This is a genomic window from Aliinostoc sp. HNIBRCY26, from assembly GCF_050235535.1.
GTDB lineage: Bacteria > Cyanobacteriota > Cyanobacteriia > Cyanobacteriales > Nostocaceae > Trichormus.
In genome coordinates, this window is sequence record NZ_CP189852.1 from 3,741,276 (window position 1) to 3,761,022 (window position 19,747).

Annotated in this window: 8 protein-coding genes and 1 pseudogene; all 9 read left to right on the forward strand. The window is 38.3% G+C overall.

Annotation, left to right across the window (positions count from 1 at the left end):
* Positions 1–75 precede the first annotated feature (75 nt).
* The 9 genes and pseudogenes from ACQFX9_RS15950 to ACQFX9_RS15990 all read left to right on the forward strand — a co-directional run bounded on the left by ACQFX9_RS15950 (position 76) and on the right by ACQFX9_RS15990 (position 19,741).
* Positions 76–957: a cupin-like domain-containing protein gene (locus ACQFX9_RS15950; protein WP_427156901.1), complete on the forward strand. Its 882-nt coding sequence runs from the start codon at positions 76–78 to the stop codon at positions 955–957.
* Between the two features lie 40 nt (positions 958–997).
* Complete coding sequence (gene ectB, locus ACQFX9_RS15955) at positions 998–2,251, forward strand: diaminobutyrate--2-oxoglutarate transaminase (RefSeq protein ID WP_427156902.1); 1,254 nt, start codon at positions 998–1,000, stop codon at positions 2,249–2,251.
* Positions 2,252–2,323: 72 nt separating this feature from the next.
* The gene (locus ACQFX9_RS15960; RefSeq protein ID WP_427156903.1) at positions 2,324–8,260 is read left to right on the forward strand and encodes an amino acid adenylation domain-containing protein; all 5,937 of its coding nucleotides are present in this window, start codon (positions 2,324–2,326) and stop codon (positions 8,258–8,260) included.
* Positions 8,261–8,452: 192 nt separating this feature from the next.
* The gene (gene panP / locus ACQFX9_RS15965) at positions 8,453–10,108 is read left to right on the forward strand and encodes a pyridoxal-dependent aspartate 1-decarboxylase PanP (RefSeq protein ID WP_427156904.1); all 1,656 of its coding nucleotides are present in this window, start codon (positions 8,453–8,455) and stop codon (positions 10,106–10,108) included.
* A gap of 50 nt (positions 10,109–10,158) precedes the next feature.
* Entirely contained in the window at positions 10,159–10,932 is a 774-nt protein-coding gene (locus ACQFX9_RS15970; protein ID WP_427156905.1) for a class I SAM-dependent DNA methyltransferase, read from the forward strand.
* 160 nt (positions 10,933–11,092) lie between these two features.
* A pseudogene (locus ACQFX9_RS15975) lies at positions 11,093–13,789 on the forward strand (type I polyketide synthase); the annotation flags it as partial.
* Positions 13,790–13,984: 195 nt separating this feature from the next.
* Complete coding sequence (locus ACQFX9_RS15980; RefSeq protein WP_427162908.1) at positions 13,985–14,200, forward strand: phosphopantetheine-binding protein; 216 nt, start codon at positions 13,985–13,987, stop codon at positions 14,198–14,200.
* A gap of 51 nt (positions 14,201–14,251) precedes the next feature.
* Complete coding sequence (locus ACQFX9_RS15985) at positions 14,252–18,325, forward strand: amino acid adenylation domain-containing protein (protein WP_427156907.1); 4,074 nt, start codon at positions 14,252–14,254, stop codon at positions 18,323–18,325.
* A 42-nt stretch (positions 18,326–18,367) separates the two neighbouring features.
* Positions 18,368–19,741: a cytochrome P450 gene (locus ACQFX9_RS15990; RefSeq protein ID WP_427156908.1), complete on the forward strand. Its 1,374-nt coding sequence runs from the start codon at positions 18,368–18,370 to the stop codon at positions 19,739–19,741.
* The last annotated feature ends 6 nt before the right edge of the window (positions 19,742–19,747 follow it).

A 19,747-nucleotide genomic window follows, 5' to 3' on the forward strand; every position in this document is an offset into this window, starting at 1 on the left:
GCGGAGGTTTCCTCCGATCTGAACTTTTCAAGACAGAGGCGCAGAGTTAGAGAGTTAATAAAATAGCAAAAATCTATGTTGACTATTGATTTAGAAATTGACCGTCGTTATCAGCTTTCAGGTGATGATTTTTTATCAGAGTATGTCAATAAATCTCGACCAGTGGTTATTTCTGGTGTAATTCAAAATTGGGATGGTTTTACTAAATGGTCGTTGCCATATTTTCAATCACTTGCCCCTGAGTTGAAAATATATGCTAAACATTTTAACAAGGGTAAAATTGAAATAGAAAATTTTACTTTTCAAGAATATGCAGATGTTTTAGATAAATATGAACAGGGAGAGCAGCAAACTCTACCTCCTTATTGTCATGACTTACCTTTATTTAGTTTAATTCCTGAACTTGTTAAAGATGTTGAACCATTTGTTTTAGAATACTTGCCAAAATGGTATAGTTATAAGTGGTGGCGTTATTGCCAATTTTTTATCGGCCCATCTCGGAGTTTGACACCGCTACATTTTGACTGTCTGCTCACAAATAATCTGTTTTTTCAAATTTCTGGGCGTAAACAATTTACTCTGTTTCTCAAGGAAGATGCTCAATATTGTTATCGCTATAATTGGCGTTGGTTTAAGGTTGATCCCGAAAAACCAGATTTAGCGCAGTACCCACTTTATCGAAATGCCAAACCTATTCAAGTAATTGTGAATCCTGGAGATATTTTATATATGCCTCCTGGTACGCTGCACCATGTAAGAAGTTGGGATAAATCCATTTCTTTTAATATTGATTGGCACACACAATCTAGTGTATTGCAAGGTCTAGCTGCTAGTGCTAAAGGTATGCCATTAAAGAATATTTATTACAACTTTTTATTGGCTCTAGGATTAATTTTTAAAGTTCCGCCACAAGTAATATTTAAGTTTTATAAAACTTATCTAAATTACGTTTCGTAATTCACAACAGTGCATCTAATTACGCAAGCAGGAAAAGTAAATGAATATCTTTGAAACAAGAGAATCTAATGTCAGAAGTTATTGCAGAAGCTTTCCAACTTTATTTCACAGAGCCAAAGGTGCTTTTATCTATTCAGCATCAGGAGAAGCTTATATTGATTTTTTAGCAGGTGCGGGGGCGTTAAATTATGGGCATAATAACGACTATATTAAACAGAAGGTGATATCATATTTAAATGCAGACGCGATCGCACATGGTTTAGACTTGCATACATCTGCCAAAGAACAGTTTATCTCTAAGTTCACTGAAACAGTATTAACCCCCAAAAATTTAGACTACCGACTTCAGTTTTGCGGCCCTACAGGGACAAATGCTGTGGAAGCTGCATTAAAGTTAGCCAGAAAGGTAAAAAAAAGACCAGGGATATTTTCATTCATGGGCGGCTATCATGGTATGACCTTGGGTAGCTTGTCTATTAGTGGAAATCGTGATATTAAAGCTGGGGCTTATGGTACATCAAGTAATGTTGCATTTATGCCCTATCCCTTCGGTTTTATGGAAAGCTTTGACACGATAGAATTTATCGAGTCAGTTCTCAATGATGTCAATTCTGGAGTTGAAAAACCAGCCGCTATTATCTTTGAAACAGTGCAAGCAGAAGGCGGTGTAATTGTAGCACCAATAGAATGGATGCAAAGACTGAGAAATTTGTGCGATCGCCATGATATTTTATTAATCTGTGATGATATTCAAGTAGGCTGCGGTAGAACTGGGCCGTTCTTTTCTTTTGAAAGAGCCAATATTATTCCCGATATGGTAGTCTTATCAAAATCTATCGGTGGTTATGGCTTCCCGATGTCGTTATTATTATTTAAACCAGAGTTAGATATTTGGGAACCTGGCGAACATAATGGCACTTTTCGAGGTAATCAATTAGCCTTTGTTGGTGGTACTGCTGCACTAGAATATCGAGAAATTGTCAATCTAGAAAAAGAAGTTAAAATCAAAGAATCTTTCTTAAATAATTTTTTAATTGAGCAAATAGCCTCAATTAGTGAGAAAATAAAAATCAGAGGAATGGGCTTAATTTGGGGCATTGATATTTCCCATTTGGGCGATGCTAATTTAGCTAAAAAAATCACCTCTCGCTGTTTTGAACTAGGATTAATAATTGAAAAAGCAGGCAGAAATAACACTGTCATTAAAATCTTGCCACCTTTAACAATTGAAATGCCCATATTAGAGCAAGGGTGTTCCATTATCAAACAGGCATTTGATGATTGCCTAGCTTAAATAAAACTCTCATCCTCTCTGCGACTCTGCGTGATATATCCCATCAAGTATTTTGTAACAAGGTAACAGATAATGGTTACGATTCAAAGTAAACCTACAATTACATCTGAAGATTTATTTACACAAAAAATTTATTGGTTAAATCAATTATCTGATGAATTACCAGAGACAAATCTAATTACAGACTATGTTAGACCTGCCATTTACACTGGTAAGCATAAATCAGTGAGTTTCCAATTATCTGCTTACCTGTCAAAAGCTATTCTCTCACTCAGCAATAATTCTTATTTATCAACTTATTTAATTTTGTTGTCTGCATTCACTGTATTAATGCAGAAATACACTGGCAATACTGATAATATTATTGGTTCTCCAGCTTACCGCTTTACAGAAATTGATAGCAATTTAACTCAAGTTTTACCCTTACGGATTAACGTTGATAAAAATCAAACATTTAAAGATTTACTGCTCCAAGTTAAAGCCACAACCATCAATGCCTATTGCCATCAAAATTATCCCATTGATGAATTAACGCAACTCTTAAATTTACCCAATCAGCAAAATCGTTATCCATTCTGTGACATTGTTGTTCTCTTAGAAAATATTCATCAACAAAATAACCTTATAGATATAAGCAATGATGTCACCTTATCATTCAAACTTATAGATAATTTATTATTATGTAGAATAGATTACAATGAGCATCTGTTTCGAGAAGATGCTATTAAATGGTTGCTTAAATCTTATTTAAATGTGCTTGAGTGTGTGGTTAGCAATTATCACACTAAAATCACCGATATATCTTTCTTAAGCATAGAGGAACAGCACCAGCTAGTAGAAAAATTCAATTATAAAACCAAACAATATCCCATCACGCAAACAATCGATCAATTATTTGCCCAGCAAGCCCAAGCCACACCCAATCGAATTGCTGTTGAGGATGCAAATAGCCATTTAACCTATCAACAATTAAATGCCAAAGCTAACCAATTAGCTAAATTACTCCAACATATAGGCATCAAAAAAGGTGAAATTGTTGGCATCCTCAAAGAGCGAGACATTAATTTTTTAATCGGGATACTTGCTATTTATAAAGCTGGTGGGGCATATCTACCAATTGATAGTCAGTATCCACCTGATAGAATTAAATATATGGTATCTAACAGTGCAGTAAATATCATTTTGACAGATTCCTCCTGTTTAGATATATTTACGGAATTAGTAGGAAATAACCTGCATTTAAAATCTCTAGTTTGTTTAGACAACGCAGAAAATACTATAAATTCTACTGCATTAACCGATATCAATATATATAATCAACTGCATTTTCAGCATTTATCTACTGAGGATTTCATTACCAGCAATACAGGTACAGATGCAGCTTATATGCTATACACATCTGGTTCAACTGGATTGCCAAAAGGCGCAATAGTTAGACATGACGGGGCTATTAATCATATATATGCTCAGTTTGATGAACTAGAGTTAACAGCAGATTTTGCTTTTTTACAAAGCGCACCTTCTTCTACTGATATTTCTGTCTGGCAATTTTTAGCTCCACTTTTGATTGGTGGTAAGACAGTTATAGTAGATATTGAATCAGGTTTTATTCCCGAAAAATTATTTAAAGTTCTCCAAGAAAAAAGTATTACTGTTGTGGAATTAGTTCCCGCAGTGTTTGGAGGATTAATAGATTATATTTACCAACTCCCAGAAGAACAAAGACAGTTACCTGATTTAAATTGGATGATGGTAGTTGGTGAACCTGTTTCTGTAAAACGAGTTAATCAATGGTTGAGTTTGTATCCCTCAATTAGCATAGCTGATGCTTATGGCCCTACCGAAGCGGCGGACGATATTACTCAATTTATTATTGATCAACCTTTAGCACAAAACCAACGTACTGTTTCTATCGGTCAGCCCTTAACTAACTTAAATATCTATATTCTTGACCGAGAAATGCGGTTAGTTCCCATCGGATTTCCAGGAGAAATATGTGTATCAGGAATTGGTGTAGGAGATGGTTACTGGCAAAATCCAGAGAAAACAAAATCAAGTTTTATTCCTAACCCTTTCCCCAGTTCTACAAAAAAATTACCAGAAGGTAATCCAGATTTAATGTATAAAACTGGAGATTTAGGTAGATGGCTACCTGATGGTAATATCGAGTTTTTGGGACGCATAGATAATCAAGTCAAGATTCGCGGTTTTCGGGTGGAGCTGGAAGAAATAGAAGCAATGCTGCGTCAGCATTCTTCTGTACGAGAAACTGTAGTTATCGTGCGAGAAGATAATGGTGATAAACGTTTGGTAGCTTATGTAGTTCCTCAAGCTGAAAGTTCAGCAGATTTAGTGTCAGAACTGCGGCAAATACTCAAACAAAGATTGCCACAACACATGATGCCATCAGCCTTGATGTTGTTGGACGATTTACCATTAGCTCCCAGTGGTAAAATAGACCGCCGCGCCTTACCTGCACCTGAATTTACGCAACTTCAGAGCGAAAATACTTTTGTTGCGGCTTCTACTCCTATTCAAGAAATACTGACGGGAATTTGGGCGGAAGTTTTAAGTTTAGAAAAAGTAGGTATTCACGACAACTTCTTTGAATTAGGGGGACATTCCCTATTAGCGACTCGTGTGATTTCTAAAGTGCGACAGGCCTTTGAGGTAGAATTGCCTCTGCGTCGCTTATTTGAGCAACCAACAATTGCCGGTTTAGCAACAGTTATTGACAGAATTATTAAGGCGGGAATTGGTTTAGATGCTCCTCCCATTGAGCGTGTTTCTAGAGATGGGGAATTAATCTTATCTTTTGCTCAACAACGGTTGTGGTTCCTGACTCAACTGCAACCAAATAGTCCCTTTAATAATTTATGTGCGGCTTTTCGCTTGCAAGGTGAACTGAACGTACAAGCACTACAGCAAAGCTTCCATGAAATTGTGCGTCGTCATGAAGTTTTACGCACCAATTTTCAGACAGTGGCGGGAAAACCAGTACAAATAATTGCATCAGAAACCAATTTTTCTTTGCCAATAATTGATTTGAGTAATTTAGCGGCTGATTTACAAGCAGTTCAAATTGAACAACTGACACAAACAGAAGCACAACAGCCTTTTAATCTCCAAACAGACTTGATGCTACGGGTGAAGTTATTACGCCTGGGTGAACAAGAATATTTACTATTATTGACTGTGCATCATATTGCTTCTGATGGTTGGTCAATAGGTGTATTTGTGCAGGAACTTTCTACACTTTATCAAGCTTTTTGTAGTGGAAAAATCCCCAATTTATCAGCACTGCCAATTCAGTATGCAGACTTTGCTGCTTGGCAACGACGCTGGTTATTAGGGGATGTTTTAGCGTCGCAACTTGCGTACTGGCGACAGCATTTAGAAGGCGCGCCTGCACTGCTTGAATTACCTACAGACTATACACGACCTGCTGTGCAAACTTTTCGGGGTGCTTACTGTAATTTTGAAATTTCTGCTGAACAAACTGCTGCATTAAAAAGTTTCAGCCAGGAACAGGGATGCACTTTGTTTATGACGTTGCTGGCAGCTTTTAAAACTTTGCTATATCGCTACACAGGTAATGAAGATATTGTGGTGGGTTCCCCTATCGCTAACCGCAACCGTGCGGAGATAGAAGGATTAATTGGCTTTTTTGTTAATACTTTAGTGTTGCGATCGCAGTTTGCAGGTAATCTGACATTTGAGGAATTATTGGGACGAGTGCGTGAGGTGGCTTTAGGGGCTTATTCTCACCAAGATTTACCCTTTGATTTGCTGGTGGAAGAATTACAACCACAGCGTTCTTTGAGTTATGCGCCCCTATTTCAAGTGATGTTTGTGCTGCAAAATGCACCGATGTCAGAGATAGAATTATCTGGTTTGAATTTGAGTTTGCTAGAAAATGACAACGGTACTGCTAAGTTTGATTTGACGTTGTTCATGGAAGAAACGGCTGCGGGAATTGTCGGGACTTTTGAATACAGCACTGATTTGTTTGAGGCTGATACGATACAGCGAATGGCACAGCATTTGCAAATATTACTAGCAGGAATTGTCAGCGATCCTCAGCAGCAAATTTGGGAATTGCCTTTGTTAAGTGAAGCGGAAAAAACGCTGTTGGCAAAATGGAATGATACTCAAGTTGCATATCCCCACGAGTGCATTCATGAGTTATTTGCAGCGCAAGTAGAACGTACACCGGATGCTGTAGCTGTGGTTTGCGGTGCAGAAAAGTTAACTTACAAAGAGTTAAATCAGCGTGCGAATCAACTGGCGCATTATTTGCAAAAGTTGGGTGTAGGAAAAGAAGTCTTGGTGGGAATATGTGTGGAACGTTCCCTAGATATGATAGTTGGGCTGTTGGGGATTCTCAAGGCTGGTGGTGCATATTTACCGTTAGACCCAGTGTACCCACAGCAACGACTAGCTTTGATGTTGGCGGATGCGGGGGTGTCATTTGTTATTAGTCATGAGTCATTTGTTGATAGATTTGACCAAAAAACTGTTGTCTGCATAGACCGAGATTGGGATAGTATTGCCCAAGCTAGTCAAGAGAATCCTTTGTGTGATACTACAGCCGAGAATTTGGCTTATGTGATTTACACTTCTGGTTCTACTGGTAAACCTAAAGGAGTTCTGGGTTTACACAAAGGTTCTGTTAATCGTTTTCATTGGATGTGGGAGACTTATCCGTTTACAGAGGGAGAAGTTTGTTGTCAGAAAACATCCTTAAACTTTGTTGATTCAGTTTGGGAGATTTTTGGGCCTTTACTGCAAGGGGTGAAGACGGTAATTATAGGCGATCGCACTGTCAAAGATCCACAGCAATTTATTGCAACCCTGGCTCAACATGATGTCACCCGACTGGTGCTAGTTCCTTCGTTGTTACGGGTGCTCTTAGATAGCAGCAATTTGCAAGCAAGATTACCAAAATTGAAGTTGTGGGTAACGAGTGGTGAGGCGTTATCAATTGATTTGTTACAGCAGTTTCGCCAGACATTACCAGATAGTACCCTGTTAAATCTTTACGGTTCTTCCGAAGTTTCGGCAGACGTTACTTGTTACAGTGTAACTCCTCCAGAGCCACTGCCTGAACAAGTGGCAATTGGGAGGGCGATCGCTAATACCCAAATTCATGTATTAGATAAATATCTCCAACCTGTTCCTATTGGCGTAACTGGCGAACTATATGTCAGTGGTGCAGGCTTGGCTAGAGGTTATATTAATCAACCAGAACTTACTGCAAATAGATTTATCTCAAAAGCCGGAATAACGCTTTATAAAACAGGAGATTTAGCACGTTATTTAGCTGATGGTAACTTGGAGTTTTTAGGACGAATCGACAACCAAGTTAAGCTGCGGGGTTTTCGTGTAGAGCTAGGAGAAGTTGCCGCAATATTACGCCAATCTCCTAAAATTAAAGAAGCTGTTGTGGTAGTAAAAGAAGAACAACAGCAGTTAATTGCTTATGTAGTTTCTGAAGATAAAGAAGTAATTATTAGCGAGTTACAGCATTTACTAAAAGAGAAGTTACCAGAATATATGCTGCCTTCGGTTTTTGTGAGTTTAGAAACTTTACCACTCCTACCCAATGGTAAAGTAGACTATCAATCGCTGCCAATTCCAGAAGGTGTGCGTCCGCAGTTAGAACAACAATTACAACTTCCGCAAACTGAGGCGGAAAAAACTATTGCTGATATTTGGCAAGAAGTTTTGCAGTTAGATGAGGTGGGTATACATGATAATTTCTTTGAACTTGGTGGACATTCTTTACTTTTGATTCGAGTTCATAGCAAGCTGCAAGAAGTATTTCAACGGGATTTTGCTTTGGTTGAAATGTTTCAATATCCAACTATTAGTCAGTTAGCTCGGTTTTTTAGTCGGGAGCAGGGTTCAGAATTATCTGTGGGAATCAGTAGGTCATCTATACAGCGACGTAAGGAAATTAGAAGGAAGGCTCACGCAGAGGCGCGGAGGCGCAGAGAGGAGGAATAGGAGTTATTTTCGATGGAGTAATAAGTATTTAGGAATATAAGAAGATAAGAATAATATTTGATTTCTGTTGGTGTAGCTTGCGCTATTTATAAACAATCAATACACTTCCATTCTCTTATTTCCTGTTCCCTGTTCCCTGTTCCCTGTTCCCTGTCCACGCAGATAATTTCAATAATCAAAGCGGATTCCTATATGACATTAAGTAAACCAGAAATGCCAAAACAAAGTTACTTGTTTGAGACTGAGCAAAGATTGCATTCTGATGTTGAAGAACAAATTATGCAATTATTTAGCATAGCTAAGGCGAATGTTGAAAATATAGATGAGTATATTGAGGAACTCTCTGATCATTTTGTCGGTGGAGATGATGCTAGTAGTGATATTGATTTAGATTCATTGGTGACAAAGTTTTGTGATAGTAAAGTACCGAGTCATCCTGCTGATTTTACTAGCTATTTGGAATATTTAGCTGAGAATGTTATTGCCCATTCAATTCATACGGCTTCACCAAGATTTATTGGTCACATGACATCGGCACTGCCATATTTTGTGCAACCTTTAGCCAAGTTGATGACGGCAATGAATCAAAATTCTGTGAAAATTGAGACGGCAAAATCTCTTAGTTTTTACGAGCGTCAAGCTTTAGCAATGTTGCATCGGCAAATATATAATTTATCTGATAATTTTTACGCTGAACATATTCAAAATAGTCAAAGTACACTGGGAATTTTAACATCTGGTGGAACAACAGCAAACATTACTGCCATGTGGTGCGCTCGAAATGCTGCTTTGGGTGCGAAAGATGATTTTTTAGGTGTAGAAAAAGAAGGTTTAACCGCAGCATTAAATTTTTATGGCTATAAAGGTGCAGCAATAATTGGCTCGGAATTAATGCACTTTTCCTTTGATAAAGCAGCAGATTTGCTAGGTATTGGAAATCGGGGTTTAATTAAAATTCCGGTTGATAGTAACAATCGAGTGAGAGTGCGATCGCTACGTCAAGCTGTGGCTAAATGTCGTGAGCAAAACTTGTGTATAATTGCCATTATTGGTATTGCTGGTACTACAGATTCTGGTGGTGTAGATTCACTCTTAGATATTGCCGAAATTGCCCAAGAAGCTAATGTTCATTTTCATATAGATGCTGCTTGGGGAGGGCCTTTAGTTTTTTCTCAAAAACATCGCTATAAACTTGCAGGTATTGAACAAGCTAATTCCGTCACCATTGATGGACATAAACAACTTTATCTACCAATGGGAATTGGTATGCTATTTCTGCGTGAACCGCAAATGGCACAATCAATTGAAAAACAAGCTAGCTATACCATGCGTAAGGGATCTTTCGATTTAGGTAAACGCGCTTTGGAAGGTTCTCGTCCTGGTATGGCGTTATTCTTACACGCTGGACTGAATTTAATTGGTAGTAAAGGATATGAATTTTTAATTGATGAAGGTATTAGAAAAACTCAATATATGGCTAATCAAATTCGTTCAATGCCTGAGTTTGAGTTACTAGCAGAACCTGATACTAATTTGCTGCTTTATCGCTATATTCCCGAATCTTTAAGAGAACTTGTGGCTAAAAAACAATTGACGGAAATTGACAATTTATTTATTAATAAATTTAATGAACGTCTGCAAAAAACTCAACGCCAAGCGGGACGTACTTTTATCTCGCGGACAATGAAAACGAGCAATTGCTTTAGTCAAGAAATTTCCATTGTGGCACTACGGGCAGTATTAGCAAATCCATTGACAACTGAAGATGATATTGATGCAGTTTTGCATGACCAGATACAAATTGCCTCAGAAATTTCCATGTCAATATCTGCTGAAAATGTCGCGTAGAAGATTTCCAAAACTAGCAAATTGAACACAATTACCTTGGAGCAATTTTTATGTATTTAGCGAATCCACCTCTGCAAGAAAATGCCCTAAATCTTTATAATAATTGGGCTTTTGCTTACCCACAAGATAATAGTAGCGAACTTTGGCTGGAATTTTTGGGCAAACATATATTAGAAAACTTGCCTGAAGATGCTCGTATTTTAGATGTTGGTTGCGGTCAGGGTCAATTAGTCAATAAACTGATTGCTAAAGGTTATCAAGTAACTGGGGTTGATTTATCAGACGAAATGTTGCGTTACGCTCGTAAGAATGCACCCAATGGTGAATTTATTCAGAGTGATATACGCTCTTTTGAAATGCCACCTACCTTTCATGCAGTTGTTTCATCGAGTACAGTATTCAACTATATGTTGAGTATTGAAGATTTGACAAAAGCTTTTCAACAAGTGTATTCCTCACTATTACCAAATGGATGGTTTGGGTTCGATTTGAGTGAAGGAGAAATCGTGAGAGAAGATAAAAATCTAGTTGAGGAATGTAGTGGTGATTTTGGCGATGACTATACATGGCTACAACGTTCAATTTACGACCCAAAAAGTAAGTTATGGCAAAGTCATTATGTGACATTTCAATTGCTCAATGGCGACTGGCAGCGAAAGGATGTAAATTGTACAGCCAAAGCTTATTCTCGGACAGAGGTACAGTCTGTTCTAGAAAAAGTGGGCTTTACAAAAGTTTTGGTCAATGATGTTACACAAGATGCTGAAATATCTGGTTTAGCAGATTCAAGAATAATATACGTTTTTCGTAAAAGTATATTCTAAGAACTAGCTTAAGAAGGTCGCCATTTTTCATTGGTAAGGTTTTAAGTTTTGTAGTTTTGTAGGGTGCGTTATGAACAATAGTCCTAACGCACCGCCAGAAATTTACGATGCGTGACGCTGGCGTGATAACTGTTTACAGACTTCTCTAAAATTTACTTCGATGAATCCTGAAAATAAATTTCCTAGCATCGATGATGATGCAATAGCAATAATTGGCATGGCTGGGCGTTTTCCCGGTGCAAATAATGTTGATATTTTTTGGCAAAATTTACGAGATGGTGTAGAGTCAATTACTTTCTTTAGTGATGAGGAATTGCTATCAGTCGGTATCAAGCCAAAATCACTGAATGACCCTAATTATGTCAAAGCATTTGGTGTATTAGAAGATATCGAATTATTTGATGCTAATTTTTTTGGTTTCACTCCCAAAGAAGCAGAATTAATAGATCCGCAACATCGGTTATTTATAGAATGTGTTTGGGAAGCATTAGAAAATGCTGGCTACAATTCTGAAACTTATCCTGGTCAAATAGGATTGTTTGCTGGTGCTGCTTTAAGTTCTTATTTATTAAATAATTTATTTTCTAATTTTTATCCCCATTGGGATGCGTTAAACTCAGTCGAATCATTTCAAATGTTTGTCGGGAATGATAAAGACCATTTACCTACACAAATTTCTTATAAATTAAATTTAAAGGGGCCAAGTGTTAATGTTCAAACTGCTTGTTCGACATCATTAGTCGCGGTGCATTTTGCTTGTCAAAGTTTGCTCAACGGCGAAAGTGATATGGCTTTGGCTGGTGGTGTATCTATACACTTGCCCCAAACAGCAGGTTACTACTATGAACAAGGGGGAATTTTATCAAACGATGGTCACTGTCGCGCCTTTGATGCTCATGCTAGTGGTACTATTTTCGGTAACGGGTTGGGTGTAGTTGTTCTGAAGCGATTAGAAGATGCTGTGCGCGATCGCGATTATATTCATGCCATAATTAAGGCTTCAGCAATTAATAATGATGGCTCGTTAAAAGTAGGTTATACAGCACCAAGTGTAGAAGGTCAAACAGCAGTAATTTTAGAAGCATTAGCTTTAGCTGATGTGGAATCAGAAACGATTTCTTATATTGAAACTCATGGAACAGGCACTGTATTAGGAGATCCAATTGAAATAAAGTCTCTCACACAGGCTTTTCGTGATAGCACTGATAAAAAATGTTTTTGTGCTGTTGCTTCCACAAAAACCAATATTGGACACCTGAATACGGCTGCGGGTGTGGCTGGTTTAATTAAAACTGTTCAAGCCCTTAAACATCAACAAATACCTCCCAATTTACATTTTCAAACACCCAATCCCCAAATAGATTTTGCTAACAGTCCCTTTTATGTCAACACCACACTTTCCCAATGGCAGAGTAACGGTACACCGCGCCGGGCTGGGGTTAGTTCCTTCGGTATTGGTGGAACTAATGCTCATGTGATTTTGGAGGAGGCACCCTTGTTAGGGCAGGGGGCAGGGGGCAAGGAGCAGGGGAGAGATTATCAACTATTATGTTTATCGGCTAAAAGTGAGCAGGCACTTGAGAAAATAACAATTAATCTGGCTACACATTTACAGCAACATTCTGAATTAAATTTGGCTGACGTGTCTTATACCCTCAGTGTTGGGCGGCGGGCTTTTGACTATCGGCGGATGGTTGTTTGTCGTGATATTGAAGATGCAATCGAAGTATTAACAAATTTAGACCCAGAACGAGTTTTCAGCTACTACCAGAAACCGAGCAAACGTCCCGTTATATTTATGTTCTCAGGACAGGGAACGCAATATGTAAATATGGCGCGAGAACTGTATGAATTTGAGCCAATTTTTCAAGAACAAGTAGATATTTGTGCAGATATTCTTCAACCACATTTGGGGTTAGATATACGTCAAATAATATATCCTAGCGAACAACAAATACAAACAGCTTCAGCCCAACTCCAACAAACATCTCTTGCTCAACCTGCATTATTCACCATCGAATACGCCTTAGCCAAGTTATGGATGTCTTGGGGTGTGCGTCCCACGGCTATGATTGGTCATAGTATTGGTGAGTATGTAGCCGCTACTTTAGCTGGTGTATTTTGTTTAGAAGATGCTTTGGCTTTAGTTGCTGCGAGAGGAAAAATGATGCAGCAACAGCCACCTGGAAGTATGCTGGCTGTACCGCTAGCAGAAGCAGATGTAAAACAATTTTTAGGTGAGGAACTTTCTCTAGCTGCAATTAATAGTCCATCTGCTTGTGTTGTTTCTGGAAAGACAGAAGTTGTTGAGACTTTGCAAAACTATTTAGCTTCTAAAAATATCAATTGTCGTCTGTTGCATACATCTCACGCCTTCCATTCGCAAATGATGGAGCCAGTTTTAGCGGTGTTTACTGAACAATTTAAAAAAGCTAACCCACAACCGCCAAAAATTCCTTTTATTTCTAATCTTACTGGTACTTGGATTCAAGCCAATGAAGCTATAAATCCCCATTATTGGAGTCAACATCTACGTGATTGTGTGAGATTTTCTCCGGGAATTTCTGAGTTATTGAAACAATCAGAAGGTATTTTCATCGAAGTAGGAGCAGGTCGGACGTTAAGCACATTAACAAGGCAGCATTTGACAAATAATGCTCAACAATTAGTTCTAACTTCTCTACGCCATCCCCAAGAACAACAAACAGATATTGCTTTTATATTAAATACATTAGGTCAGCTATGGCTAGCAGGAATAGACATAAATTGGTCAGAATTTTATAGCCATGCACAACCCTATCGTGTTCCCTTACCTACTTATCCTTTTGAGCGTCAACGTTATTGGATTGAAGCAAAAATACCATCATTTGTATCACAAGAAGAAAATCAAGTTTTTTCTCAATCAGCAAACTTAACAGAAACGAAAGTACAGGAATCAAATATATCTTATTCCCGACCTAATATTGGCAATACTTACATTGCTCCCACTAACGACTTAGAAGAACAAATTGCCAAAATATGGCAAGAAGTTTTAGGAATTCAACAAGTAGGCATTTATGATAACTTCTTTGAATTGGGTGGAGATTCTTTAATTGCTACTCAACTTGCTTCTCGTCTACAAGCAAATTTCCCTGTAGAATTACCACTCCGCGAACTGTTATTACAAGCCTTAACTATCGCCAAGCAAGCAGAAATAATTGAAGAACTGCTTCTAGAAAAACTCGCTGAATTATCAGAAGAAGAAGTTCAACTTATCCTCAAAACTTAACCACTCTTACTCCGCGTACCTCTGCGCCCCTCTGCGTTTTAAATAAAAACTATGGACAACTCCACCCTATCCCCAGCCAAAAAAGCCCTATTAGAAAAATGGAAGAAAGGTAAATTTAAAACCGAAGCCATTCCCAAACGCCAAAACTCTCAACCCATACCATTATCTTTTTCACAACAAAGACTATGGTTTATTGACCAACTTTATCACGGTAGTTCTTTCTATCACGTCACCAGTGCTTTGCATTTAACTGGCTTATTGAATGTATCAGCACTTCAGCACAGCCTCAACGAAATTCTCAGACGACATGAAGCATGGCGAACAATCTTTATATCAGCAGAGGAACAGCCAATACAGATAGTTTTACCTCAATTAACTTGGGAACTATCTATTATTAATATTGAGCATTTAGCAAATCAAAATTGGGAAACAGAAGTTAAACAAATTGCTATCAAAGAAGCGCAAAAACCTTTTAATTTAGCTCATACACCATTAGTCAGAGCAAGTTTACTGCGCTTGAGTGAAATTGAAAATATATTACTTTTAACCATACATCATATAATTACAGATGGCTGGTCTATGGGTGTGTTCGCCCAAGAATTAGCAACGCTATATGCGGCTTTTTCTGAAGGTAAACCCTCTCCTTTAGCAGAACTGCCAATTCAATATGCAGATTTTAGCATTTGGCAACGCGATCGCCTGCAAGGAGAACGGCTAAACACTCAGCTTAATTACTGGAAGCAACAATTAGCTGGTAAACTGCCAATACTCCAGTTACCTACAGATTATCCCCGTCCGGCGGTTGCTACGTTTCAAGGTGCGAAACAATACTTTACTTTATCAAGAGAATTAACCGCAGCATTAACCGAATTAAGCCAGCAAGCAGGCTGTACTTTATTTATGACGCTCCTAGCGGCGTTTAATACCTTACTATATCGCTACACTTCCCAAGAAGATATTTTAGTAGGTTCTGCTATTGCTAATCGTAACCGCGCCGAATTAGAAGGGTTACTTGGTTTATTTGTCAATAATTTAGTTTTGCGGAATAACTTAAGCGGTAATCCTACTTTCCGAGAACTTTTAACAAGAGTAAAAGATGTAACTCTCAATGCTTATGCACATCAAGATTTACCTTTTGAAAAGTTAGTCGAAGAATTACAACCTGAGCGAGATTTAAGCCGGAATCCTTTGTTTCAGGTAATGTTTATTCTCCAAAATGCACCAACACCTGTGGAAGAAGTTGCTGGTTTAACTTTACGTAATTTAGAAATTGATCACGGTACATCAGAATTTGATATTACTGTTTCAATTTCAGAATCAGAACAAGGATTAACTGGATTTTGGGAATACAATACAGATTTATTTGATACAGTTACAATTCAAAGATTGATTGATAATTTCCAAAATTTACTCATAAGTATTATTATCAACCCCAATCAAAGTATTTCCGAATTACCATTACTGACAACTCCAGAGAAAAAGCAATTATTAGAGTGGAATTATACCCAAGCTGATTATCCACATCACGCAACTTTACATCAGTTATTTGAGCAGCACGTCGAGTATTTTCCCGATGGTTTAGCATTAATTAGTCAGTCAGAACAGCTAACTTATCAACAACTCAACCAAAAAGTAAATCAACTTGCTCATTATTTAATCAAATTAGGAGTCACAACCGAAACTCTAGTGGCTATATGTCTAGAACGCTCTGTAGATATGATAGTAGCGATTCTAGCGATTGTAAAAGCTGGCGGTGCTTATTTACCCCTAGACCCTAATTATCCAGTAGAACGCCTTCAGTTTATGTTGGCTGATTCTCAAGCGGCGTTGATGATTAGTCACACATCATTAAAGAATTGTTGGGGAGAAGTAAAAGCAATCGCATTAGATACAGACTGGGATACTATTCAACAAGAAAGTTCAGAAAATCCCCGCAGCGCATCTGAAGCAAATAACCTGGCTTATGTGATTTACACCTCTGGTTCGACGGGAACGCCTAAAGGTGTGCTGGGAAGTCATCGTGGTACAGTCAACGGCTTACACTGGCTATGGAAAACTTATCCTTTCACAACTGGGGAAATTTGTTGTCAGAAAACAGCGATTAGTTTTGTCGATTCAGTTTGGGAAATTTTTGCACCCTTATTGCAAGGTATTCCTACTGTGATTATCCCCGATGCGATCGCCAAAGACCCGCAACTTTTCCTCGAAACCTTGGCTAACTACCAAGTTTCGCGCCTCGTGCTTGTCCCTTCATTATTGCGCCTACTCCTAGATAATTACCCACATCTCACACAAAATTTATCTCATCTCCAACTTTGGATTACAAGTGGAGAAGCACTAACTATTGATTTAGTCAAAACTTTTCACCAGTTGTTACCAAATGCCAACTTAATTAATCTTTATGGTTCTTCAGAAGTATCTGCAAATGTCACTTATTACGACACAAGTTTATTGAGTGAAATATATTCCACAGTTCCTATCGGTAAACCTATAGATAATATACAAACATATATCTTAGATAACAATTTACAATTTGTTCCCATCGGTGTAGTTGGAGAATTATATATTGGTGGTGATGGACTAGCTAAAAGTTATTTACATCGCCCAGAATTGACACAAGAGAGATTTATTGATAACCCATTTTTACCAGGAAATAAACTTTTCAAAACTGGTGACTTAGTACGCTATCAAAATAACGGTCAATTAGAATATCTTGGTCGTAATGATGACCAAATTAAAATTCGGGGTTTTCGCATAGAGTTAGGCGAAATTGCCACTGCGATCGCTCAATATCCGTCTGTAAAAAATGCTGTTGTTATCCCTTATGATGATGCTCAAGGCGATAAATATTTAATTGCTTACATAGCCACCCAACAAAAAGATATTATCCCGAAATTACAAGCATATTTACAGCAGAAACTACCAAGTTTCATGCTACCATCAACTTTTATCTTATTGGATGAAATTCCCCTAACACCTAATGGTAAAGTAGACAAGCAAGCACTCCTATCTTATGATGTAATTCCCACAACAGTTAATAAATCTTTCGTTGCAGCTAAAACTTTTACAGAATTAGCCCTAGTCAAAATTTGGGAACAGTTGCTCAATACTAGTCCCATTGGAATTACAGATAACTTTTTTGAACTAGGAGGACATTCATTTTTAGCTGTGCGCTTAATTTCCCAAATTTATGAGCTATTTGGACATAACCTCAGCCTATCTACCCTCTTTGAAAATACCACAATTGAAAAACTCGCCAAAATTGTCAGTCAACCAGCAAGCTTAGGCGCAAAATCTCCTTTAGTAGCGATTCAATCTGCTGGTGAATATCGTCCTTTCTTTTGTGTCCACGCAGCCGGGGGAGATGTCAACAACTACCTGATTCTCTCCAAAAAACTAGGTAGAGAACAACCATTTTATGCTCTAGAACAAACCCCTCATCAACAAGAATTTAATCCTCTTTCTGTAGAAGAAACCGCAGCTTATTACCTCAAAGAAGTTCGTAAAGTCCAGCCTCACGGCCCTTATCTTTTAGGAGGTTGGTGTTACGGTGGTATCATTGCCTTTGAAATGGCACAACAACTACAAAGACAACATGAAACAGTTGATTTACTGGTAGTAATTGACGCAATCTTACCCAAAACTATCATCCAGCCAGACAAAGATGATGATGCTAAATTAGTGCTGCGTTTAGCTGAAGTAATCAAAAACTGGTTCAATATAGAATTTGCCGTTTCCTATAATGAACTACGAGATTTACCACTAGATGAACAATTTCATTTCTTATTCGGCAAAGCTAACCTCAAAATTAGCGATACAGAAATGGCACAACATCTGCAAAGTTATCAGCTATTCAAAACCCATATCCAAGCCATGCGGAATTATATTCCCCAGATTTATCCCCAAGAAATTACATTATTCAAAGCGAGCGAAATCATTACCCACGACTTTGAAAGTCATGAATTCCATACAGATGATCCCTTATTAGGTTGGGGTAAATATTCTTCCCAACCCATAAACATGATTGAAATTCCCGGCAATCATTTTTCTATATTTAATGAGCCTTACATCCAAGAATTAGCCAATAAATTAAAAACATCTCTCCTCCATACTCAAAAACTCTAAACAATTCTCTCAGCGTCTCTGCGCCTCTGCGTGAGCTTAAACATGAAAATACCCGAAGTAAATATCCCTCTCTGGCTAAACATTATTAAAATAGCCAACAACCCCCTCAATCATCTTGATGCTATCTCCAAAAAATATGGCAACATTTTCATCATTAACTTTGGCGAAACACCCATAGTATTTGTGAGCGATCCCCAAGCCATTAAACAAATTTTTACGAATACAAAAGATATTAAAACACCCGGTGAATTAAACGCAGAAGCAGCATTAATTACCGGCAATCAAGGTATATTACAACTCGATGGACTACGCCACAAACATCGACGTAAATTAATGATGCCAGCTTTTCATGGTGTAAAAATGCAGGCTCAAGGAAAGCTAATTTGCAACCTGACAAAGCAAGTCATGGATGAATATTTAGCCAGCAAAACCTTCATCGCCTATCCCACCATTGAAGAGATTACCTTGCAAATCAGCATGAAAGTTGTCTTGGGTTTACAAGAGGGAGAACGTTACGAAAAACTCAAATACTTACTTCCCACCATACTTAAGAGTATGCGATCGCCCATCATGCAAACTACCTCTTTTCTACCTTTTCTGCAAAAAGATTTAGGAAAGTGGAGTCCTTGGGGATATCTCTTACACCTCCGTCAAGAAATTTTTGATCTGCTTTACGCCGAAGTTCAAGAACGCCGTCAACAAACAGACACCACCCGCAGCGATATCCTATCCGAGTTAATATTTGCTCGTGATGAGATGGGTGAACTGATGACAGATGAAGAAGTCCGCGATTTGTTACTCTCACCCCTATTTGCTGCTCAAGATGCTTCCGCAGTCGCTATCACTTGGTTATTGTATTGGGTTTATCGCCAACCTCAAGTTCGTGAACAACTGCTACAAGAACTGGCTACCCTTGGCAACTCACCCGATCCCATGAGCATCGCCCAACTGCCCTATCTCAGTGCTGTTTGTAACGAAGTCCTACGTATTTATCCGGCGCAATTATTCACATTTCCCCGCCGCGTCGAATCACCTATTGAACTGATGGGTTATGACTTAGCCCCAGGAACCCTCATCATGGGTTGTATTTATCTCACACATCAACATCCAGATTTATACCCAAATCCCCAACAATTCCAACCAGAACGTTTCCTAGAAAAACAATACACCCCTTACGAATTTTTCCCCTTTGGTGGCGGGGCGCGTAGCTGTATTGGTGCAGCCTTAGCCATCTTTGAAATGAAGCTAATCCTAGCAACTATCCTCTCCAACTATGAACTCACCCTAGTCAAAAAACAACCAGAGCAACCCAAATTTGAAGGTTTAATGTGCTACCCAGCCAGTGGTGTCAAAATGCACATCTCTACCAAAACTCCGCGCCCCTCTGCGGAAACCTCCGCACCCCTCTGCGTTTAAAAACAC

Coding starts and splice junctions, on each gene's coding strand:
- ACQFX9_RS15960 (WP_427156903.1), top strand. CDS start 2,324: ATGGTTACGATTCAAAGTAAACCTACAATTACATCTGAAGATTTATTT.
- panP (WP_427156904.1), top strand. CDS start 8,453: ATGACATTAAGTAAACCAGAAATGCCAAAACAAAGTTACTTGTTTGAG.
- ACQFX9_RS15970 (WP_427156905.1), top strand. CDS start 10,159: ATGTATTTAGCGAATCCACCTCTGCAAGAAAATGCCCTAAATCTTTAT.
- ACQFX9_RS15990 (WP_427156908.1), top strand. CDS start 18,368: ATGAAAATACCCGAAGTAAATATCCCTCTCTGGCTAAACATTATTAAA.
- ACQFX9_RS15985 (WP_427156907.1), top strand. CDS start 14,252: ATGGACAACTCCACCCTATCCCCAGCCAAAAAAGCCCTATTAGAAAAA.
- ACQFX9_RS15950 (WP_427156901.1), top strand. CDS start 76: ATGTTGACTATTGATTTAGAAATTGACCGTCGTTATCAGCTTTCAGGT.
- ectB (WP_427156902.1), top strand. CDS start 998: ATGAATATCTTTGAAACAAGAGAATCTAATGTCAGAAGTTATTGCAGA.